General features: G+C 42.4%; 18 protein-coding genes and 1 pseudogene. 12 read left to right on the top strand and 7 right to left on the bottom strand.

The window, feature by feature from the left end; genetic code table 11:
- Window positions 1–48 precede the first annotated feature (48 nt).
- The 3 genes and pseudogenes from HUG15_RS05100 to HUG15_RS05110 all read left to right on the top strand — a co-directional run bounded on the left by HUG15_RS05100 (window position 49) and on the right by HUG15_RS05110 (window position 2,884).
- Window positions 49–321, top strand: a complete 273-nt coding sequence (locus HUG15_RS05100; protein ID WP_200127574.1) for a hypothetical protein — start codon at window positions 49–51, stop codon at window positions 319–321.
- Entirely contained in the window at window positions 305–661 is a 357-nt protein-coding gene (locus tag HUG15_RS05105) for a hypothetical protein (protein ID WP_200127576.1), read from the top strand. Before HUG15_RS05100 ends, HUG15_RS05105 begins: the two co-directional genes overlap by 17 nt.
- A 154-nt stretch (window positions 662–815) precedes the next feature.
- Window positions 816–2,884, top strand: a pseudogene (locus HUG15_RS05110) (bifunctional aldolase/short-chain dehydrogenase).
- Between the two features lie 461 nt (window positions 2,885–3,345).
- Here HUG15_RS05110 and HUG15_RS05115 read toward each other — a convergent pair.
- Both HUG15_RS05115 and HUG15_RS05120 read right to left on the bottom strand, forming a co-directional pair.
- Window positions 3,346–3,510 (bottom strand): hypothetical protein, encoded by a 165-nt coding sequence (locus tag HUG15_RS05115; protein ID WP_200127578.1) that lies wholly within the window; start codon window positions 3,508–3,510, stop codon window positions 3,346–3,348.
- A gap of 35 nt (window positions 3,511–3,545) precedes the next feature.
- Window positions 3,546–4,340 carry a DeoR/GlpR family DNA-binding transcription regulator gene (locus HUG15_RS05120; RefSeq protein ID WP_200127580.1) on the bottom strand — a complete coding sequence of 265 codons (795 nt, stop codon included), beginning with the start codon at window positions 4,338–4,340 and terminating at the stop codon, window positions 3,546–3,548.
- 268 nt (window positions 4,341–4,608) lie between these two features.
- Here HUG15_RS05120 and HUG15_RS05125 point away from each other — a divergent pair, with 268 nt between their 5' ends.
- From HUG15_RS05125 to HUG15_RS05140, 4 genes are all read left to right on the top strand, one after another.
- On the top strand, window positions 4,609–5,640 hold the full coding sequence (locus HUG15_RS05125) for an ABC transporter substrate-binding protein (RefSeq protein WP_200127582.1): 1,032 nt from the start codon (window positions 4,609–4,611) through the stop codon (window positions 5,638–5,640).
- A 524-nt stretch (window positions 5,641–6,164) separates the two neighbouring features.
- Complete coding sequence (locus HUG15_RS05130) at window positions 6,165–7,883, top strand: ABC transporter permease (protein WP_200127584.1); 1,719 nt, start codon at window positions 6,165–6,167, stop codon at window positions 7,881–7,883.
- On the top strand, window positions 7,880–8,998 hold the full coding sequence (locus tag HUG15_RS05135) for an ABC transporter ATP-binding protein (RefSeq protein WP_246516502.1): 1,119 nt from the start codon (window positions 7,880–7,882) through the stop codon (window positions 8,996–8,998). The genes HUG15_RS05130 and HUG15_RS05135 overlap by 4 nt, the downstream gene beginning before the upstream one ends.
- A 324-nt stretch (window positions 8,999–9,322) precedes the next feature.
- Window positions 9,323–10,366 carry a 2-hydroxyacid dehydrogenase gene (locus HUG15_RS05140; protein WP_200127586.1) on the top strand — a complete coding sequence of 348 codons (1,044 nt, stop codon included), beginning with the start codon at window positions 9,323–9,325 and terminating at the stop codon, window positions 10,364–10,366.
- Between the two features lie 473 nt (window positions 10,367–10,839).
- On the opposite strand, the gene HUG15_RS05145 is transcribed toward HUG15_RS05140, so the two are convergent.
- The 4 genes from HUG15_RS05145 to HUG15_RS05160 form a co-directional block, all read right to left on the bottom strand.
- Window positions 10,840–12,051, bottom strand: a complete 1,212-nt coding sequence (locus tag HUG15_RS05145; protein ID WP_200127588.1) for a CynX/NimT family MFS transporter — start codon at window positions 12,049–12,051, stop codon at window positions 10,840–10,842.
- An 81-nt stretch (window positions 12,052–12,132) separates the two neighbouring features.
- Window positions 12,133–12,738 carry an alpha/beta hydrolase gene (locus tag HUG15_RS05150; protein WP_200127590.1) on the bottom strand — a complete coding sequence of 202 codons (606 nt, stop codon included), beginning with the start codon at window positions 12,736–12,738 and terminating at the stop codon, window positions 12,133–12,135.
- Window positions 12,739–12,751: 13 nt separating this feature from the next.
- Window positions 12,752–13,723 carry a ring-cleaving dioxygenase gene (locus HUG15_RS05155; RefSeq protein ID WP_200127592.1) on the bottom strand — a complete coding sequence of 324 codons (972 nt, stop codon included), beginning with the start codon at window positions 13,721–13,723 and terminating at the stop codon, window positions 12,752–12,754.
- A 2-nt stretch (window positions 13,724–13,725) separates the two neighbouring features.
- Entirely contained in the window at window positions 13,726–14,160 is a 435-nt protein-coding gene (locus HUG15_RS05160; protein WP_200127594.1) for a MarR family winged helix-turn-helix transcriptional regulator, read from the bottom strand.
- Between the two features lie 127 nt (window positions 14,161–14,287).
- Between HUG15_RS05160 and HUG15_RS05165 the strand changes: the two genes are divergently transcribed.
- From HUG15_RS05165 to wrbA, 3 genes are all read left to right on the top strand, one after another.
- Window positions 14,288–15,196, top strand: coding sequence for an aldo/keto reductase (locus tag HUG15_RS05165; RefSeq protein WP_200127596.1), 909 nt, complete (start codon window positions 14,288–14,290; stop codon window positions 15,194–15,196).
- Window positions 15,197–15,292: 96 nt separating this feature from the next.
- On the top strand, window positions 15,293–15,724 hold the full coding sequence (locus HUG15_RS05170) for a MarR family winged helix-turn-helix transcriptional regulator (protein ID WP_200127598.1): 432 nt from the start codon (window positions 15,293–15,295) through the stop codon (window positions 15,722–15,724).
- 50 nt (window positions 15,725–15,774) lie between these two features.
- Entirely contained in the window at window positions 15,775–16,386 is a 612-nt protein-coding gene (gene wrbA, locus HUG15_RS05175; protein WP_200127600.1) for an NAD(P)H:quinone oxidoreductase, read from the top strand.
- A gap of 38 nt (window positions 16,387–16,424) precedes the next feature.
- Here the strand turns inward: wrbA and HUG15_RS05180 are convergent, their stop codons facing one another.
- Window positions 16,425–17,357: an aldo/keto reductase gene (locus HUG15_RS05180; RefSeq protein ID WP_200127603.1), complete on the bottom strand. Its 933-nt coding sequence runs from the start codon at window positions 17,355–17,357 to the stop codon at window positions 16,425–16,427.
- A 140-nt stretch (window positions 17,358–17,497) separates the two neighbouring features.
- On the opposite strand from HUG15_RS05180, the gene tatC reads away from it, so the two are divergent.
- Together tatC and HUG15_RS05190 are read left to right on the top strand one after the other, a co-directional pair.
- Window positions 17,498–18,232, top strand: a complete 735-nt coding sequence (gene tatC, locus HUG15_RS05185; protein ID WP_200127605.1) for a twin-arginine translocase subunit TatC — start codon at window positions 17,498–17,500, stop codon at window positions 18,230–18,232.
- Window positions 18,233–18,270: 38 nt separating this feature from the next.
- On the top strand, window positions 18,271–18,435 hold the full coding sequence (locus HUG15_RS05190) for a YfhD family protein (RefSeq protein WP_200127607.1): 165 nt from the start codon (window positions 18,271–18,273) through the stop codon (window positions 18,433–18,435).
- Window positions 18,436–18,580: the final 145 nt, after the last annotated feature.

Genomic DNA, 18,580 nt, shown 5'->3' on the forward strand with positions numbered 1-18,580 from the left:
ACTTACGAACATCCGACGTGTTATAATAAAAGGTAGGTGGTGATGACTGTGGAATTTGCACGTGAGCGATTTAATAAAACAGTTACAGTGGATGATCTTGTTTATGCTCTCGAAGAAATGGGTTATTCGGTTACATTGCAAAAGGACAGTTTAACGGATAATGAACGTAAATTCGCCACGGATAAATTATTTTCCGAACCTGAAGTCATTGATCAATTAAAATACGCTAAGGAAAACCGGGACGCAGATTTCACTGCTTACAGTGGGGATACGGAAGAATTTGCGAAATTGGTAGAAAAGATTAATGGAAATCAAAAGTAATAATGATTATGAAGTGATCTGGATTGATCGCGCAAGGATCAAACTTGCTGAGATGTCCAAGTTTAATATTGATCCTAATTTGGTTTTTCGGAGATCACTCTCTCTCCTATCCAAAGATCCTAAAAAAGTGGCGTATGATCTTGTGAATACTGACAATGATGTGGGTTATGAATTCAATGGTTACTATTGGATATTAATCAATAATGTCATTGTGATTTATGAGGTTTTGGACAATGAAAATAAAGTGTTAGTGGATGCCAGCTTCTTTGCGAATACAGCCTGGGCACATTATGTTTTTTGGCATATAGAACCTGAGGATTGGGACGATATAAAATTTTGATGTAAAACTCTGCTATTAGCAGAGTTTTATTTTAGGTTAAAGAGAAATTATATATTTTTGAAACAAAAATAAAATGTTTTATTCAAAAACATAAAACAATGTGATACGATGATTTTAGAAATAAACAAAAATAAATCATAAATGGAGGTACTTAATGGTTACAAATAAATGGGATAAGAGTGGTGTGCTTGTTAAAGAGACTGCTGTTGAACAGCTCGTTTTTCGATCAAATTTATTAGGATCTGATCGTGCGATTGCAAATTTTGGCGGAGGGAACACATCTGTAAAAACCACAGAAACGGATTTTAGAGGAAGGGAAATCGACGTTTTATGGGTGAAAGGGAGCGGATCCGATCTAGCTACGATGGGTGCGCAACATTTTACAAGCCTTAAGCTTGATGATATCTATCCTCTTTTGGAACGTGAGGACATGAGTGACGAAGAGATGGTGAATTACTTAACTCATTGTATGGTGGATAGCTCTCACCCTCGCTCATCCATTGAAACGTTACTTCATGCCTTTTTACCTTTTAAACATGTTGATCATACACATCCTGATGCGATTATTAGCATTTGTTGTGCAGATAATGGGTATGAAATCGCTGAAGAAATTTTTGGGGATCGTTTTGTATGGGTTCCTTACGTACGCCCGGGTTTTCGTTTATCAAAAATGATAGCGGAAGGTGTTAAAAATAATCCGAATGCTGAGCTTGTTTTGATGGAAAAACATGGACTAGTGACGTGGGGCGAAACTTCACAGGAGAGCTATGAGCGCACCATTCAAATCATTCAGGAAGCGGAGCGATACATTGAACGATGTAGTGAAAACAAAGAATCTTTTGGAGGTCAAAAATATCAAGCACTATCCCAAGCAGAAAGAAGTGATATTTTAGGTGAAATATTGCCGCTTATTCGGGGCAGGTTAGTGACGAAAAGAAAATGATTTTAACAACGAACGATGATGATCACGTCTTGCGTTTTGTGAACAGTCAAGGCGCCAAAGAATTATCACAAGTTGGTGCAGCTTGCCCGGATCACCTCGTTCATACCAAACGCACCCCGCTTTTCATTGATTGGGACCCAAAAAACGAAACGATCGAGATGTTAAAACAAAAAATTGAAGATGAGATTCCCAAATATAAAGAAGAGTACCGGCAGTATTTTGCCCGAAATAAAAATGATGGTGACGAAATGTTTGAGCCTGCTCCTCGGGTTATTTTAATCCCTGGTCTCGGCATGATCAACACCGGAAAAAATATCAAAATGGCAACTGTCAGTGGTGATCTCTACTATAGAGCGATTGCCGTCATGGAAGGAAGCACTGCACTTGGAAACTTTGTTTCTCTGAATGAAAATGAATCTTATAACATCGAATATTGGCCGCTCGAACTTTATAAATTATCACTTGCCCCTTCTGAAGCTGAGCTATCAAGAGAAGTTGCCCTTATTACCGGTGGCGCCGGCGGAATTGGCAGTGCAACAGCAAAAAATTTCCTTGAAAAGGGTGCTCATATTTTGCTGGCAGATGTAAATGTGGAAGGTGCCAAAAAGCAAGCGGAAACATTTAACCGAGCATTTGGAGACGGTCGTGCAACAGCTATTGGCATAGATGTAACCGAAGAACAGCAAGTAAAAGCTGCTTATAAGTCAGCGGCTCTCGCATACGGGGGCGTCGATATTATCGTCAACAATGCCGGCCTTGCATCCTCTAGTCCATTAGAAGAAACGACATTAAGTGAATGGCAAAGAAATATGGACGTCCTCGGAACTGGGTACTTTTTAGTAGCCAGAGAAGCGTTCAAGCAAATGAAAAAGCAGGACACAGGCGGGAACATGGTCTTTGTTGGCTCCAAAAATTCCGTTTATGCCGGTAAAAATGCAGCCGCTTACAGTTCTGCCAAAGCACTCGAAACCCATTTGGCACGTTGCATTGCCGCAGAAGGCGGTGAACATGGCATCCGTGTAAACGCTGTACTGCCTGATGCTGTTCTTCAGGGTTCACAAATCTGGAATTCATCCTGGCGAAATGAACGTGCCGCTGCCTATGGGATTGAACCGGATGAGCTGGAAGAACATTATCGCAAGCGGACAACATTGCAAGTCAATGTGCTTCCGGAAGACATTGCCGAGGCTATAGCTTTCTTCGCTTCAGAACGGTCTGCAAAAACGACCGGTTGTATGTTAACGGTAGACGGAGGCGTGCCGGCGGCATTTACAAGGTAAAAAATATAAGGGTTCAGAAATGGAGTATTATCCAGAAAATAAGAAGCAAGAAATTTTATGCCCGGTTTTGATCTCTACCAGAGGTTGTTCAAGGCTTCTCAAAATAGAAAAATGAAGGGGGGACTACGATAATCATTCTTTTACAAGCAGTGAGGTGAATCCATTCTCCATAAGTTTTCTTTGATTGTTAATAGATTTTAGAGGAATCCGTTGATGACAAGGGTTCATGCGCTCTAGAGAAAGTGATGTCTATCCCATCTGTATCATCATCGGTACTTAATATTTTCAACCTGATTCTCGAGCAAGTCTGCTCATCCATTGAATAACCGAAAAGATCTATCATAATTAAAGGTGATTTCCCCTTTTTTGGTGTAGAACAGAATCTAATTGACTTTATTTGATTGGATTCATTGGTGAAGACAAGTTCCGCTTGCTTCTAAAAACTTCTTTTTTAAGCCATTTCAAAAGCAGAGAGGGATCTTTTCTTTTTTAAACGAGAAACTAAACTGTTTATCGTAGTTCCCTGGAACGGAAAAGCTCAGCATTGCTTTCGTTCCCGTTAAGCCAAGCTGTATCGGTTTATCCTCAGGAAATTCATCACAGAATAATGTGTGTTCTTTAGACATCCTCCCCGATATATATCGGGGAGGATGAATAAGGGTCATTCATGAGCAATTTTAAATAAACCTACACGAGTTTCAAAATCAGTTGCGATCTTTTGGCTGATTTTAGGATCAGTAATGATTGTGTTCACTTTGTTAAGGGGCAGTAAATGAACAAGAGACTTCTTTTGAAATTTACTTCTATCCGCCAAAAGGATTAGCTCATCAGCAATTTCACTCATTCGAAGCTTTGTATTGGTTTGCATTTCATGGCTTTCACTAAGTCCCCAATTTAAATCCACCGCACTGCAAGATAGAAAAAATTTATTAATATGGTAATCATCAATAATTTTGTCCGTAGAAAAATCGACGAGGGACATGGATTCCCGCCGCAAATAGCCTCCTGTCAAAATGACCTGTATATGCGGGGATTTATTCGCTAATTCGACTGTAACGGAAATGGAGTTTGTAATCACGGTTAAAGACTCATGTTGGATGGCTCGAGCTAGATGTAAGCAAGTCGTACTCGCATCCAATGCGATGATGTCTCCTTCTTCAATAATTGAAAGTGCTTCGCGAGCGATTGCTTGTTTTTCTTGAAAGTGTTCACTATCGCGCTCCATCATAGGCAGTTCAAATCCCTCGTGTTGAGGTTTCATAGCCCCACCATGTACACGAATCAAGAAATTGCTTTGCTCTAACGTTTCAAGATCTCTTCGAATGGTCTCATCTGTAACATTGAAATGTTTGCTTAAATCTGTGACTTTGACTTTTTGTTGTTGATCCAACATTTCTAAAATAGAACGTTGGCGGTCATTTCCTATCAATACCGTCTTACTACCAGTGTTAATCAACTAAAAACACCCTCTCTTAAACGTTTACTTTTATCTTTTATGATATCGCACCTTCCATAAAACAACAATAGTTTTCGGGAAATAAGCAACTCAATTATGATTGAAACAAAAATAAAATTTTTATTTTTGTTGGATAAATGCTTGATTTAAATATTTGGATCAAATATAATGATAGACAACATAGAAAGTTTTATAGATATTTGTAAGCGGATGCACATTGTGATGTTATAAAACATTCATGCAATTAATTTAATTGGAGGTAATGATAATGAAGGTTACAAGATCATTGGGTATGACAAGTATTTTATTGTGTGGAATTGGTTTGGCAGCTTGTGGTGGAGAAAGTGAAGATAATGGAAGCTTAACTGTATACACAGCTTTTCCGGAACAAGAGGCAGTTTCTTATCTTGAAGCATTTGAAGAAGAAACTGGAATTGATGTAAATTTTGTAAGGTTATCTGGTGGTCAAATTTTAGCAAGGATGCAATCGGAGGAAGGAAACCCACAAGCCTCAGTTTGGTATGGAGGGGCAACAGAAGAGCTAATAAATGCTTCTAATGAAGGGCTTCTAGAGGCGTATGAACCGGAAAGCGCTAGTGTCATTCCGGAAGAGCATACCGACGATGACTGGATGTGGACACCGGTTAGTTTAGCAGCTGTAGGTTTTGCTTCAAATGAAGATTGGCTTGCACAAAGCGGTGTAGATGCACCGGAAAGTTGGGAGGACTTATTGGATGAATCATTTTCCGATAATGTAAGTATTGCTCATCCTGCAGCATCAGGAACTGCGTATACTGTACTTGCAACACTTGTTCAGCTTATGGGTGAAGATGAAGCATTTGACTATCTAGCCGAACTGAACGAAAACATTAGACAGTACACGGATACTGGACCAGCACCTGCAAATAATGCTGGTTTAGGGGAAGTAGGTACCGGTATTGCCATGACACATGATATTTTTGCTCCAATATCTGAAGGATACCCTATTGAAATATCCTATCCTGAAGATGGAACAGCTTATGAAGAGGTTGGAGTAGCCCTTATAAACGGAGCGCCTGAAGAGGAAAAAGAAAATGCAAAAGAACTCATTGATTGGACTGTGAGTAAAGAAGCCCAAAATTTAATTGCTGAACATAATAGATTGCCTCTTGATAGTAATGCTGAAATCCCAGATGATGCTGTTCCTTTAGACGAGCTAAACACAATTGATTACGATGGTGAAAAGGCAGCTGAGATGAGAGGTGAACTCATCGATCGTTTTGAAGAGGAGATTGTGGGAGAAGGTGCTGCGCTAGATTGAATATCAATCTTAAGGTTTTTACAGACAAATGATTATAAAAAGATGTCTCTATAACAACTTACGTGAACAAGATTCTACACTCAAGTAAAAAGAAAATCCAAATTACCTGGCAAATTAGTTAGATATCAAAAACCTCATACGAAAGGGTAATTTGGATCCTTTTTTGTTATTTTTCATCTCCGAGTATTAGGATGTGCCGTCAACTCTGAATAGGTCTTGCTTATACTACGCTAGTGGACACTGTTAGCCTCCTTCCCTGAATTTAAAAGCTCACGATCAAGGGTGAAGAGCTAACATATAAAAAGTTTCACCGTTTGGATATTCATACCGATAAATGTGCAAGAGCCCACGGCTCGTGCCCATAAAATGGTATGTATCATTTAAGTACTTGGGTATGTCTAAACATCCAGACAGTATTTATGAGTGGAGAATATACAATGGATGGCCACATTACGCTATCTGGTTAGAATAAACATCTAAATACTTCACCCTCAACGAAATACAGTTTTTTAGGGAGGAGCACAATGTCAAATTTGCAACATGACGTCAATCATTTAAGTGAAAATAAGGGTAAAAAAATAAAGGGAAAAAGAATAAGACAATTATTAAAACAACCAGCCCTCCTCGTTATTGTGTTATCAATTTTTACCTTTTTCTTTGTTTTTGCCGTATACCCTTTGATTAGGGTTTTCATAGTAAGTATTACGGGAGAAGAAGGGTTTAGTCTACAGCGTATATACGAAATGATCACAAATTCGTACTTTTTAGGCACACTATGGAATAGTTTGCGCTTAGGGATATTTTCGGCTATTTTAGCAACCATTGTTGGGTTCATTTTTGCTTTCGCAATCACCAGAACTGAAATGAAAGGGAAAAGGTTCTTTAATCTGATTTCCCTTTTACCTATCATATCTCCGCCATTTGTTCTTGCCCTTGCCATGATTCTTTTGTTTGGGAGAGACGGGGCAATCTCAAGCGGCATTTTCGGAATAGAAAATTCGGATGTATATGGGCTAGGTAGCTTAGTATTTATTCAGACCTTGGGTTTTTTCCCTCTTGCTTATTTAAACCTAAAAGGTGTACTAGAATCCATTGATCCATCTCTCGAGGATGCCGCTTTAAATATGGGAGCCTCACGGTGGCGAGTTTTTCGAACGGTCACGTTGCCATTGGCTGTTCCGGGTATGTTTAGTGCATTATTATTAGTGTTCATTAAGTCTATTGAAGATTTTGGGAACCCTATGATTATAGCCGGGGAATACAACACATTGGCGGTTCAAGCGTATTTACAGATTACTGGGATGTATAATATAGATACAGGCGCTTTTTTAGCCTTAGCTTTACTATTACCGTCGTTGACGGCTTTCCTTATACAAAAATATTGGATCAGTAAGAAATCTTATGTAACCGTTACGGGGAAACCTAGCCAATCATCGATGAAAATCCATGAGAAGACCATCGTCTATCCATTATTTGGGCTATGTGTATTATTTACAGCTACCATATTGCTCTTCTACGGTTCAGTGGCATTTGGTTCGCTTGTGCAAGTTTGGGGCGTCGATCACACATTTACGCTTGATAACTTTAGATATGTCCTGTCTTTAGGATTTGAAACGATACAAAACTCGTTGATGCTTGCTATCGGATCAACGCCGATTACAGCTTTGCTTGGGATGATTATTGCCTATTTGCTTATTCGCAAAGAGTTTATAGGAAAAAAAGTTTTAGAGGTTTCAACCATGCTCAGTTTTGCAGTTCCAGGAACAGTGATTGGGATTGGCTATATATTAGCCTTCAACGAGCCGCCATTGACGTTAACAGGAACAGCCATTATTTTGATTATGACCTTTGTTGTCCGTAATATTACCGTAGGTATAGAAGCCGGCACAAATAGTTTACGTCAAGTCGATGTCTCCATTGAAGAAGCCTCTGCAAATCTAGGGGCAAACGGCTTTAAAACGTTTTTCAAAATATCGTTGCCATTAATGCGATCAGCACTTTTTTCAGGATTAGTGTACGCCTTTGTCAAATCCATGACACAGATTAGCGCGGTCATATTCTTGGTTTCCGCATCTTGGAACCTTGTGACTGTTTCCATCCTCTCTCAAATTGAATCTAGTCGAATGGGATCGGCGGCCGCATATGTGATGATATTAATCATTATCATTTTAATAGCACTGGGATTGCTACAATTGGTTGTTAATACATTAGGACCAGCACGACCTAGGAGGGTGAAAAAATGACATCAACGGAACTAAAAACCCAGACGAGCTCCCCAGTTAGAATGAAAAACTTATCAAAGATCTTTCCGACTCAAGCTGGAGAGACGGAGCATGTAGCTGTTCATTACATTGATCTAGAAATAGAAGCGGGAAGCATGGTGACGTTACTTGGCCCTTCCGGGTGTGGGAAGACAACGACTTTACGTATGGTAGCAGGGTTTGAATATCCTACAACTGGGACCATTGAGATTGGGAATGACATGGTTACAACTACCGCTCCGAATAAAAGAGATGTCAGTATGGTGTTTCAAAGTTACGCTCTTTTTCCGCACCTTACCGTCTTTGAAAATGTGGCGTATGGTTTAAAAATTAAAGGGATGGCAAAAAAAGAAGTTCAACAAAAAGTAGCTAGTATTTTGGATCTTATGCATCTATCGAAGTTTCGGGATAGAGCCCCTTCACATTTATCAGGGGGGCAGCAACAACGCGTAGCCCTTGCCCGGGCTGTTGTAACGGAACCTAAAGTTCTGTTATTTGATGAACCGCTATCAAACTTGGATGCAAAACTTCGTGTTTACATGCGAGAAGAACTACGTAGAATTCAACAACGTTTAAATATCACCAGTCTGTATGTTACGCATGATCAAGTTGAAGCGATGGCGATATCAGATAAAGTTGTCATTATGAACAACGGGCATATTGAACAAGCTGGTTCGCCCCAAGAGATCTACGAGGATCCGAAAAATCAATTTGTAGCTGATTTCATTGGGAAAGCAGATTTTTTGGAAGCACATGTTATCAATGTCAGTGAGCAAGTTATCACCATTAATTTAGAAGGCTATCACTTAGACATCAACAACAGGTCACAAGAGAAGTACGCGGTAGGTGATAAGGTGCATTGTGTTGCACGGCCTGAGTATTGGTACGTGAGCGATCATGGCCATGTAAAAGGCATGATTCAAAAGAAGACATATTTTGGTTCTTTTATAGAATATGAAGTTATAATTAAAAATCAGACAATTGTATTTGAAGATTATACCTTTAAAATTAATGGGGTTTACGAAGTAAATGATGTTATTCATTTGGATGTAAAACCCGGTACCTTGAGGGTGTTTCCGTATGATGGAAATTATTAAACGGATGAATTGATGGTAAAGATTACTTTGTTATTTATCTAATGGGATAATATGGAAGTTAAGGGGGAGGGTGCGATAATTCGAATAAAAAAACGCTTAGCGAATGCCAACGAAAGATCCTGAAGAAATGGCTTGTTAAACGTAGGACCGTCTTTTTTCCTGGCCTGAATCTAAGCAGCAAACGGGATTTGCAAGTACGAACCTATCCCTACTTGCTTCGGGATATGAGTATTACCCGCCTCAACCAAGTATGGGGGTGAGTATTATGGCACTAGGAGATGGATTTGATAACAAAATGCCAATCAATTCATAGAGGTGATAAAAGTGAAAAAAGTGATCGTAATAGGGGATGCACTTGTCAGTAGCGAGACGCTAGAAAGAGCAGTACATCAATTAAATGTAAATGAACCAATCGAGGTGAAGCGCTTTGAGTGGTACTCCAATCTGGAAAAAGAGCAATTTCAAGAAAAAATATTTCAGATTGAAGCAGGCGGATCAGAAGCTGTCAAAATATCTGAAGGTATCATAGGAGAATTAGAGACAGCAAATTACCTGTTAGTTCATATTGCTCCAGTGTCGAAGAAAATGATCGAAACAGCTCAAAAATTAGAGTTTATTGGTACCTGTCGGGGCGGAACGGAACACATTCATTTAGAAGCGTGCAACCGCAAAGAAATTCCAGTTATTCATGTGATTCGTAATGCAGAACCTGTAGCAGATTTTACACTTGGTCTAATGCTAGCAGAAACAAGAAATATTGCCCGTTCACATTATTATATAAAACAAGGGCAGTGGGTCAAAGGTTTTGCGAATGATCCTTATAAAAAAGCGCTCAGCCAACATACAGTAGGATTACTGGGATTAGGATACATCGGTAAGCTTGTATTAAAGCGATTAAATGGGCTAGGTGTGAATGTGATAGCCTATGATCCTTATGTTGATATAGAAAAATTAGATAATCTGAACGTGAAGCTAGTAGAGCTCAATGAATTATTTCGCCAATCAGATATTTTATCCATACATGCACGCTTAACAAATGGGACAGCTAATCTCGTAAATAAACATTTATTGCGTCTAATGAAGCCAGGCAGCTATATAATTAATACAGCTAGAGCAGGGTTAATAGATAGAAAAGATTTACTTGAGGTACTTAAAGAAGGCGCTATTGCAGGTGCGGCTCTAGATGTTTCATGGACAGAGCCTCTTGAAGATAATGATGATTTTTTAAGTTTGGATAATGTCACGTTAACATCCCATATAGCTGGAGATACAGTTGATGCTATTCCAAGGTCTCCGTATTTATTAATAGATGTACTGAATGATTATCTGAAAAATAATACGAGTGATATGCTTGTTAACATGAAGTAACGAATGGAAACCCCCGTCCCTCTTTCTCCGTGTTAATCCGAGGTGCTTCCCTGGCATAGAGTATGATCACAAATAAACGAGGAAGATGATCTAAATCGTAATGCATAGTAACTATTATTTCCATCCTATATCAGGGAAAGGTATACTTCGAAAGGAAACGGGCGCTGAAAAAGAAAAGTTCAAGATGGCCAAAAATGAAGGACGGCGAAAATGAGCGAATTCTGGCACGAACTATCGAATCAGTAACTATGTGTTTGAGATCACGGTAGCCAGTAGATCATCTTTATTTAGAATTAAGCTAAAAAACTTCCACATACTGAGCAAAAGATCGACAGCTGTTTATGGAGGTTGACGGTTTCCGAGATACCTGTAGAAAAACGGTCATGGATTTTAAGAAAATCCATGACCGTTTTTCTCTTTTCTTAAAAGAATATTCATATCGTTCATTTTCAGGAAAATAAGATTTTCATAGATTACAAACGAGCACGCACCGGCTTCCTCGAAAACACATACGTATCTTTCCCGGCGTTCCATCCGGCGATCGCGAGGAGGAGGCTGGCGCCGGTGAGGATCAGCAGTGGCAAGGTCCACGCACTTGTGAAATCATAAAGGGATCCGAGTAATATCGGTCCGACAGCTGCCAGTAAATAACCGAACGATTGGGCCATACCCGATAGCTGGGAGGCTTGCGGGGCCGAGGTCGTTCGTAAATTGAATAAAATAAAAGACAGACTTATGCTGGCCCCCATGGAAGCTCCAATAAATGAAGTGAACACAAAATGGAGGGGCAAAGAATTTCCGACAAACAATAATCCGCTAAATCCGATTAAATAAAAAAAGATAATGACTAACACGATGACTCGTTGATTTTGCATGCGCGAGGCGAGGATCGGTGTTAAAAAATTGGCGGGCAGCCCGCAAAGTTGCATAAAACTAAGTAACCATCCCGCTGTTGCGGCATTAATCCCGTTCGCTTGCACGATCTCGGGGAGCCACGTGACCAAGCTATAAAAAATTGTGGATTGTAACCCCATAAACGCGGTGACATGCCAGGCGAGTGGAGAGCGCCATAGTTTTGGGGCTTCTGCTTCGCGTCCTCCATTTTCGGCGGGCTTTTGCGCACTTCGGAGTTGACTCGTCCAAACCGCCATGGCTGTTACGGTAATCGTGCACCAGAATACGAGTGCGCCTTGCCAATCCAATCCGAGATTTATGGCAAGAGGGATGCTGAGCCCGGAACCAACGGTTGCAAACAAACTCATCGCTGTTGTGTAAACACTCGTCATAACGCCTGTATGCTTTTCAAATTTCAGTTTTACAAATCCAGGTAAAAGGACGTTGCAGATAGCTATGCCGATGCCAATAATGGCGGTTCCCATAAATAAAGTGGTAGGATACCCTCCTGATCGCAAGAGAATGCCGATGAGTAACGTACAAAGCCCTGCAAAAATTGCCCATTCGAGCCCCCATTTTCTCGCTAGCCTTGGGGAGGCGATGGAAAGGCCGGCAAACGCGAGCAAGGGAAGGGTCGTGAGTATTCCTGCTTCGCTATTCGTTAGTTGCAGATCATCCCGGATCATGCCGATCAGCGGCCCGACACCCGTGATTGCCGGGCGTAAATTAAAGGCGACGAGGATGATCGCGAGGATGATCCATACCTTTGGGTTAAATATACGCTTCTTCATGACGTAACAGGACTCCTTTGCTGGGAAATACTCACCTCCTTATTGTAGCACGTAAAAAAAAAGATGCCTTGAAAAGCATCTTTAAAAATTGTTCCGAAACCATTCGCTTGCAGCCTCGATTTCAGATTTCGTGAGTTGATGGCCGGCATTTTCCCAAAATAAGGCGACGTTTGATCCGGCCGCTTCCAGGGTGGTGGCCAGCTCTTCCGTCTCTTCCGGGCGGCATATCGGATCTTGTTTTCCGGCTCCGATGAATACAGGCGTTTCTTTGAGTGAGGGGAGCGTGACATTCCGCAACGGCACCATCGGGTGATGTAGGATCGCGCCTTTCAGTATATCTTCATAGTGATAAAGCAAGCTGGCAGCGATATTTGCGCCGTTGGAGTAACCGACGGCAACGATTTGCCGCCGGTCAAAACCGTAATTTGCGGCTGCTTCGTCGAGAAACTCCGCAAGCTCCTTCGTTCGTTTTACGAGATCTTCTTCGTCAAAAACACCTTCGGCCAACCGTCTAAAGAACCTCGGCATGCCCCCTTCGGACACATTACCGCGAACGCTTAAAACGGATGATGAAGGCGAAATCATTTGCGCCAAAGGCAGTAAATCGTTTTCATCCCCGCCAGTTCCGTGCAACAGTAAAAGAACCGGCGCTTTTGTGTTTGTGCCTTCTTTGAAAATATGATGCATGGGTCATTCCTCCTTAAGAACGCTTCGTATCCAGCGGTTTTAGTTTTGCTTCAATTTGCTCGCGTTGCGATTCTAGATAGGGCGGCAACGCCAACGATTCGCCTAAATGAGCAAGATCTTCATCGGTGTCAAAGCCGGGACCATCGGTGGCGAGTTCAAATAAAATCCCGTTTGGTTCGCGAAAATAAAGGGAGCGGAAATAGTAACGCTCGACAAATCCGGAGTTCGGCAATCCGGTGTCGTTAATATGGCTGATCCATTTCTTTAGCTCTTCTTCGTTGTCAACGCGAAAAGCGACGTGATGAACGCCGCCTCGTCCTTGGCGTTCAAAGGGAAGCTCCGGCGCTTTTACGATATGCACTTCCGCACCGGTTCCACCTTCGCCGGTTTCAAACACGAGGACATCGCCGTCATCGGCTGTATAGTCGGCATTCTCTTTTCTGCGGAACCCCATCACTTTTGTCAAGATTTGGGCTGTAGGATCGGGGTCACGAACGGTCAGGTAAATGGGGCCAAGACCGAGAATGCCGTATTTTTGCGGCACTGGTGCCTGCTCCCATGGAACCCCACCCGCGACGCCTGTATTATTTTCATCAGAGACGAGAAGGAGGCGTTGATCTTCAAAATCTTCAAAGGCAAGGGTGTTTCGTCCTGCGCGCACGCGAATATCTTCATGTTTCACGTCATGCGCTTCAAACCGTTTCTTCCAATAGTCAAGGGCTTCATCATTTTTCACTCTTAACGAGGTCCCGGATATGCTGCTCGCTCCGCGATGGTTGGGTGCAGCCATCGGGATTTCGAAAAACGTAAGCTCAGTGCCGGGATTCCCGCGCTCATCGCCGTAAAATAGATGATAAACGCCAACGTCATCCTGATTAACTGTTTTTTTGACGAGCCGCATGCCCATGATTTCGGTATAAAATTTAACATTTTCGCGTGCATTGGCCGTAAGTGCCGAGAGATGGTGAATGCCTTTTAATTCCATGTTTATAAACCCTCCTGTTTTTGGAGTTTCGTTAAAAGATGGAGTAATTGTATTTGTTCGTCTTTGTCCAACGTTTGGAATTGAGATGCTTGAAAATTTTCTTGTTTGGGAACGACCTCTTGGTAGAGTTCCTTTCCTTGCTCAGTTAATGTAATATATTTCGTTTTCCATTCTTGTCTGCGTGTAATTAATGCTCTATTTTCCATTCTCTTAATCAATTGCGTGATGTTGCCCTTTGAGACGAGCAGTTTTTGCGCCAGTTCTTGCTGTGTGATCGGTTGATGCGTTCCGATTTGGACGAGGAGATCAAATTGGGCGATCGACAGATCATATGGCGCCAAGTGCTGGTTGGATGCTTTGACACTTTGCTGAAAAAAATGGGCAAGCCTGAACCACAAGAGCAGTCCTCGTTGCTTATCGTGCTTTGATAAACCCATGGCGTCCCTCCTTCGCTTTCAGTTTATAACTAAACTGATGAATGTGTCAACATTTTTGTTTTTTACGAATGAAAACCAACCATAACGGGTAAAGCAAACGAGAGACGACTGGAAGGGAGAATGTGCGATGAAATATCGACAATTAGGAAAGACAGACATACAACTATCAGAAATAGGGTTAGGGACGATGAGTTTGCCCCTCGATCAGAAAAAAACGACGGCCATTGTGGACGCTGCACTTGAAAAAGGGGTGAATTATTTCGATACCGCCGATTTATATAAATATGGTGAAATTGAAGAAATGCTCGGTAAGGTCATCAAAGGTCGACGCGATGATTTTATTTTGGCTTCCAAAGGTGGAAATCATTGGGAAGAAGGAAAGGATGATTGGTTTTGGGATCCTTCCAAAGCGTATATTAAAGAAGCCTGTAAGGCCAGTTTGAAACGGCTCGGCACTGATTATCTTGATGTATATCAATTGCACGGCGGGACCATCGAGGATCCGATCGATGAAACGGTCGAGGCTTTTCAGGAACTTCAGCAAGACGGTTACATCCGGGAGTGGGGCATTTCTTCGATTCGTCCGAATGTGATCAAGAGATACGCGGGCACGGGGATCTCCAGCGTAATGATGCAGTACAGCCTCCTTGACAGGCGCCCGGAAGAAGAACTCCTTGATTTTTTATATGAAAAGGATGTTAGCGTCATTGTTCGCGGACCGGTTGCAAAAGGAATGTTGAGCATGAAAGCAGCTGAAAAAACGCCGGCAAACGGTTTTCTCGGACACACTCGTGCGAAAATTATGCGTGCTGCCGAAAAGGTGCAGCAAATGCGAGGGATGGAAGCGGCCGCACAAACGGCAATTCAATATGTGTTGAAGCATCCGGCTGTTACATCAGTGACTGCAGGCGCAAGCACGCCGCAACAAGTGCTTGAAAACATCGGCGCTTCCGAGTTGGAGCCGTTAACGGAAAAAGAATATGAACGGTTGCAAAACAGCATTCCTGCAGAGGTTTATGAACAGCACCGTGTATAAAGTGATAAAAAAGTTGACTTACATTTGACACCTTTCTTGTACCTTGATATAATTCATCTTGAAATCAAGATAAATAATCCGAAAGCAGTGAGCCCTATGGAAGAACAAGATCTATCGTTGAAGTTGCTCGTTGTGTTAATGAAGGCTGAGCATGCCATTGCAAGTGCAACTCAAGCGGATATGAAGCGTTACGGGTTAACGCCGTCGGAGTTCGCGGTGTTGGAATTGTTGTATCATAAAGGCGATCAACCGATTCAACAACTCGGAAAGCGGATTTTGCTAACGAGCGGAAGCCTTACCTATGTCGTTGACAAACTGGAGAAAAAAGGCATGTTGGAAAGGATCCGTTGCACCGAGGACCGCCGTGTCGTTTATGCATCCATTAATGAAGCAGGAAAGACATTTATGGCGCGTGTATTTCCACAGCATCGAGCGTCTGTTCATAACATATTCGCGCAGTTGAGCGACGAAGAAAAAGAAACGATGATCGCGCTGCTAAAACGAGTAGGATTGTCTCTTGATGAGTAAATTAGATTTTGAGCGGGCACCGTCCGTCGAAAACATAAGGAGGAGATTTCATGAGTAATGTCAAGGTTGCAGTCATCTACTACAGTTCCACAGGAACGAACTATCAAATGGCACGTTGGGCAGAGGAAGCATTAAAAGAAGCGGGTCATGAAGTGAAAGTCGCTCGAGCGCAAGAACTCGCGCCGGCCGAGGCAATCGCACAAAATCCGGCATGGGAGCAGCACCTCGAAGAAACGAAAGATGTCCCCGTAGCCTCACCGGACGATCTTGACTGGGCAGATGCCTTTATTTTCAGCACACCGACACGCTTCGGAAACGTTCCGGGACAAGTGAAGCAATTGCTTGACCAAGGCGGCGGTCTTTGGGCGCAAGGAAAACTTGTCAATAAAGTCGTGAGCAGCATGTCCTCTGCTCAGAACCCACATGGCGGGCAGGAAGAAACCATTCATGCCCTCTACACAACCATGATGCACTGGGGCGCGATTATCGTGCCACCAGGATATAGCAACGAAGTGATTTTCAGCTCCGGCGGGAATCCTTACGGAACTTCCACGACGGTTGACGGCGAAGGGAATATGCAAGAAGACATCGAAGAAGCGGTTAAACACCAAGCGCGACGAACAGCAGAAGTTGCTACTTGGGTGAAAAACGGCCAGCAGTAAGATGAAAAAACCAAGCCCGATATTGGGGCTTGGTTTTTTTAGGAAAAAATCTTATCAATTTGCTCAATCTCGTCTTCTGTTAGGTGGACATCGGCTACTTTTAAGTTGTTCGCCACTTGTTCAGGCCGTTTCGCACCCGGAATGATCGCGTCGAGCGATGGGCGCGAGAAGTACCAAGCGAGAACGATATGCGCGATTTCGGCCTCTTTTGCGGTGGCGATAGCTCGAAGTTGGTTTACTTTTTCCAAGTTACGTTTGAAATTCTCGCCTTGAAAAGAAGGTCTGCGTGCACGCACATCCGCAAATGTATCGTCTTCGTTATATTTTCCTACCAATAAACCGGACTCAAGTGGGAAATAGGGGATGAACGTGATGTTTTTCTGTGCAGTATAAGGAAGCAGCGTCTGTTCTGCTTCGCGGATCAACAAGTTGTATTCCCCTTGTAATACGTCTACATAGCCATCTTTATTTGCTTCTTTCAATTGATCAGGCGAAAAGTTGGACACACCGATGGATCGGATTTTTCCCTGATCTTTCAATTCTTTCAATGCACCGACGGCTTCAGCTTTCGGTGTATCTTCATCCGGATAATGGATGTAAAATAAATCGATATAGTCGGTTTTAAGTCGTCGGAGGCTGGCGTCCACCGCTTCTTTTAAGAAAGATGGGGAATTATCTTTTATTGTTTCTTCTCCGACAAATTTATTGCTGCCTTTGGTGGCAATCACGATGTTTTCCCGCTTGTATTCCTTCGCCACTTCACCGATCAGCTCTTCCGAGCGCTCGGGTCCATATATATAGGCGGTGTCGAGATGATCGATGCCATTGTCGAGTGCGGTACGGACGACATTTCTTCCTTGTTCCTCATCCAACATATTCGGGTAAATGTTGTGACCGCCGACTGCGTTCGCCCCGAGTCCTATTGGATTCACGGATACATCTGATTTTCCTAAATGAATGCGATTTGCCATATGGTGTTCACTCCTTATGCTAGTCAAACTTTCAACAACCATCACTTTACCCTGAAGTATTATCGGCTAAACATTGAATAAGTTTCATGATTTACGGGGATCTTAATGTTTGGAAAAGATTTGGCGGAGGGGGTCTATACATGGCTACAAGTGAAAGCACCGCGATGGATAAGCAACCGGCAATGGAACATATTATTATATTACGAGGCGCGGTTATTCGGAGTTTGCTCGTTTTCGCGTTTATGTTTATCGCTATCTTTATTTTGCTTCGTTTTTATGTGGATTTTTTAACCGGAGATCATCATTTGGTGATGCTCGGCCCTCTCGATACGTTGCGGCTTTATTTTACCTTATCGGGCGTCCTTGGGCTCGGTTTGTCAGCGCCGTATTTGGCGTTTGAAGCTTGGCGTTTTGTAAAACCGGCGTTAAGTGAAAAAGAAGCCGCTGCATTGTTCAATTATATACCGGCGATATTCTTTTGTTTTGTGACAGGGTTGGCGTTTGGCTTTTTTGTCATTCATCCGCTCGCGTTTTCATTTCTTATGAACCTCGGGGAAGTGCACTTTGAGATGATGATCACCGCCCAGGAGTATTTTTCCTTCATGGTGATGTCCACTCTGCCGGTAGGGTTTTTGTTTGAATTGCCGGTCGTGCTCATGTGTTTAACGTCATTTGGCCTTTTGAATCCCTATTCGTTGAGAAACGTTCGCAAATATGCATATTTTGCTTTGTTTTGTATTTCGGTATTGATTACACCGCCGGATTTTTTAACGGATGTTCTTATCGTTCTGCCGTTTATTATTTTGTATGAAATAGGTATTCTACTGTCGATTCGGGTGTACAAGCGTAAACAGGAAGAAGAGGCAACCGTATAAAATACGTAGGAAATTAAGGAGGAAAGGAGGGGAGAACGTTGGCGAGAGGACAATCAAGGAATAACAAAGGCAAAGACAAATCGAAGCTATCACAAACCCCCGAACATCTGAAAGAAAAGGATGAAAGGCACGTAGAATATGCTTCCGAACTAGCAGATCACGATGAGGCAGATCAAAGAGAAAAAGAGAGACGGAATCATTAACGAAAAATCCTAATCGCCTTATCCGATGGACAGGAATTTTTTACTTGCTGTGGCGCCCGAAATCGGTAATCCTCCAACAAATCGGTCACCATGGATGGCCCATGGAGCCCGAGTGCGGGTGAATGCGTTGTTTTCATTCGTCATG

The sequence above is a fragment of the Salicibibacter cibarius genome (assembly GCF_016495725.1).
GTDB lineage: Bacteria > Bacillota > Bacilli > Bacillales > Marinococcaceae > Salicibibacter > Salicibibacter cibarius.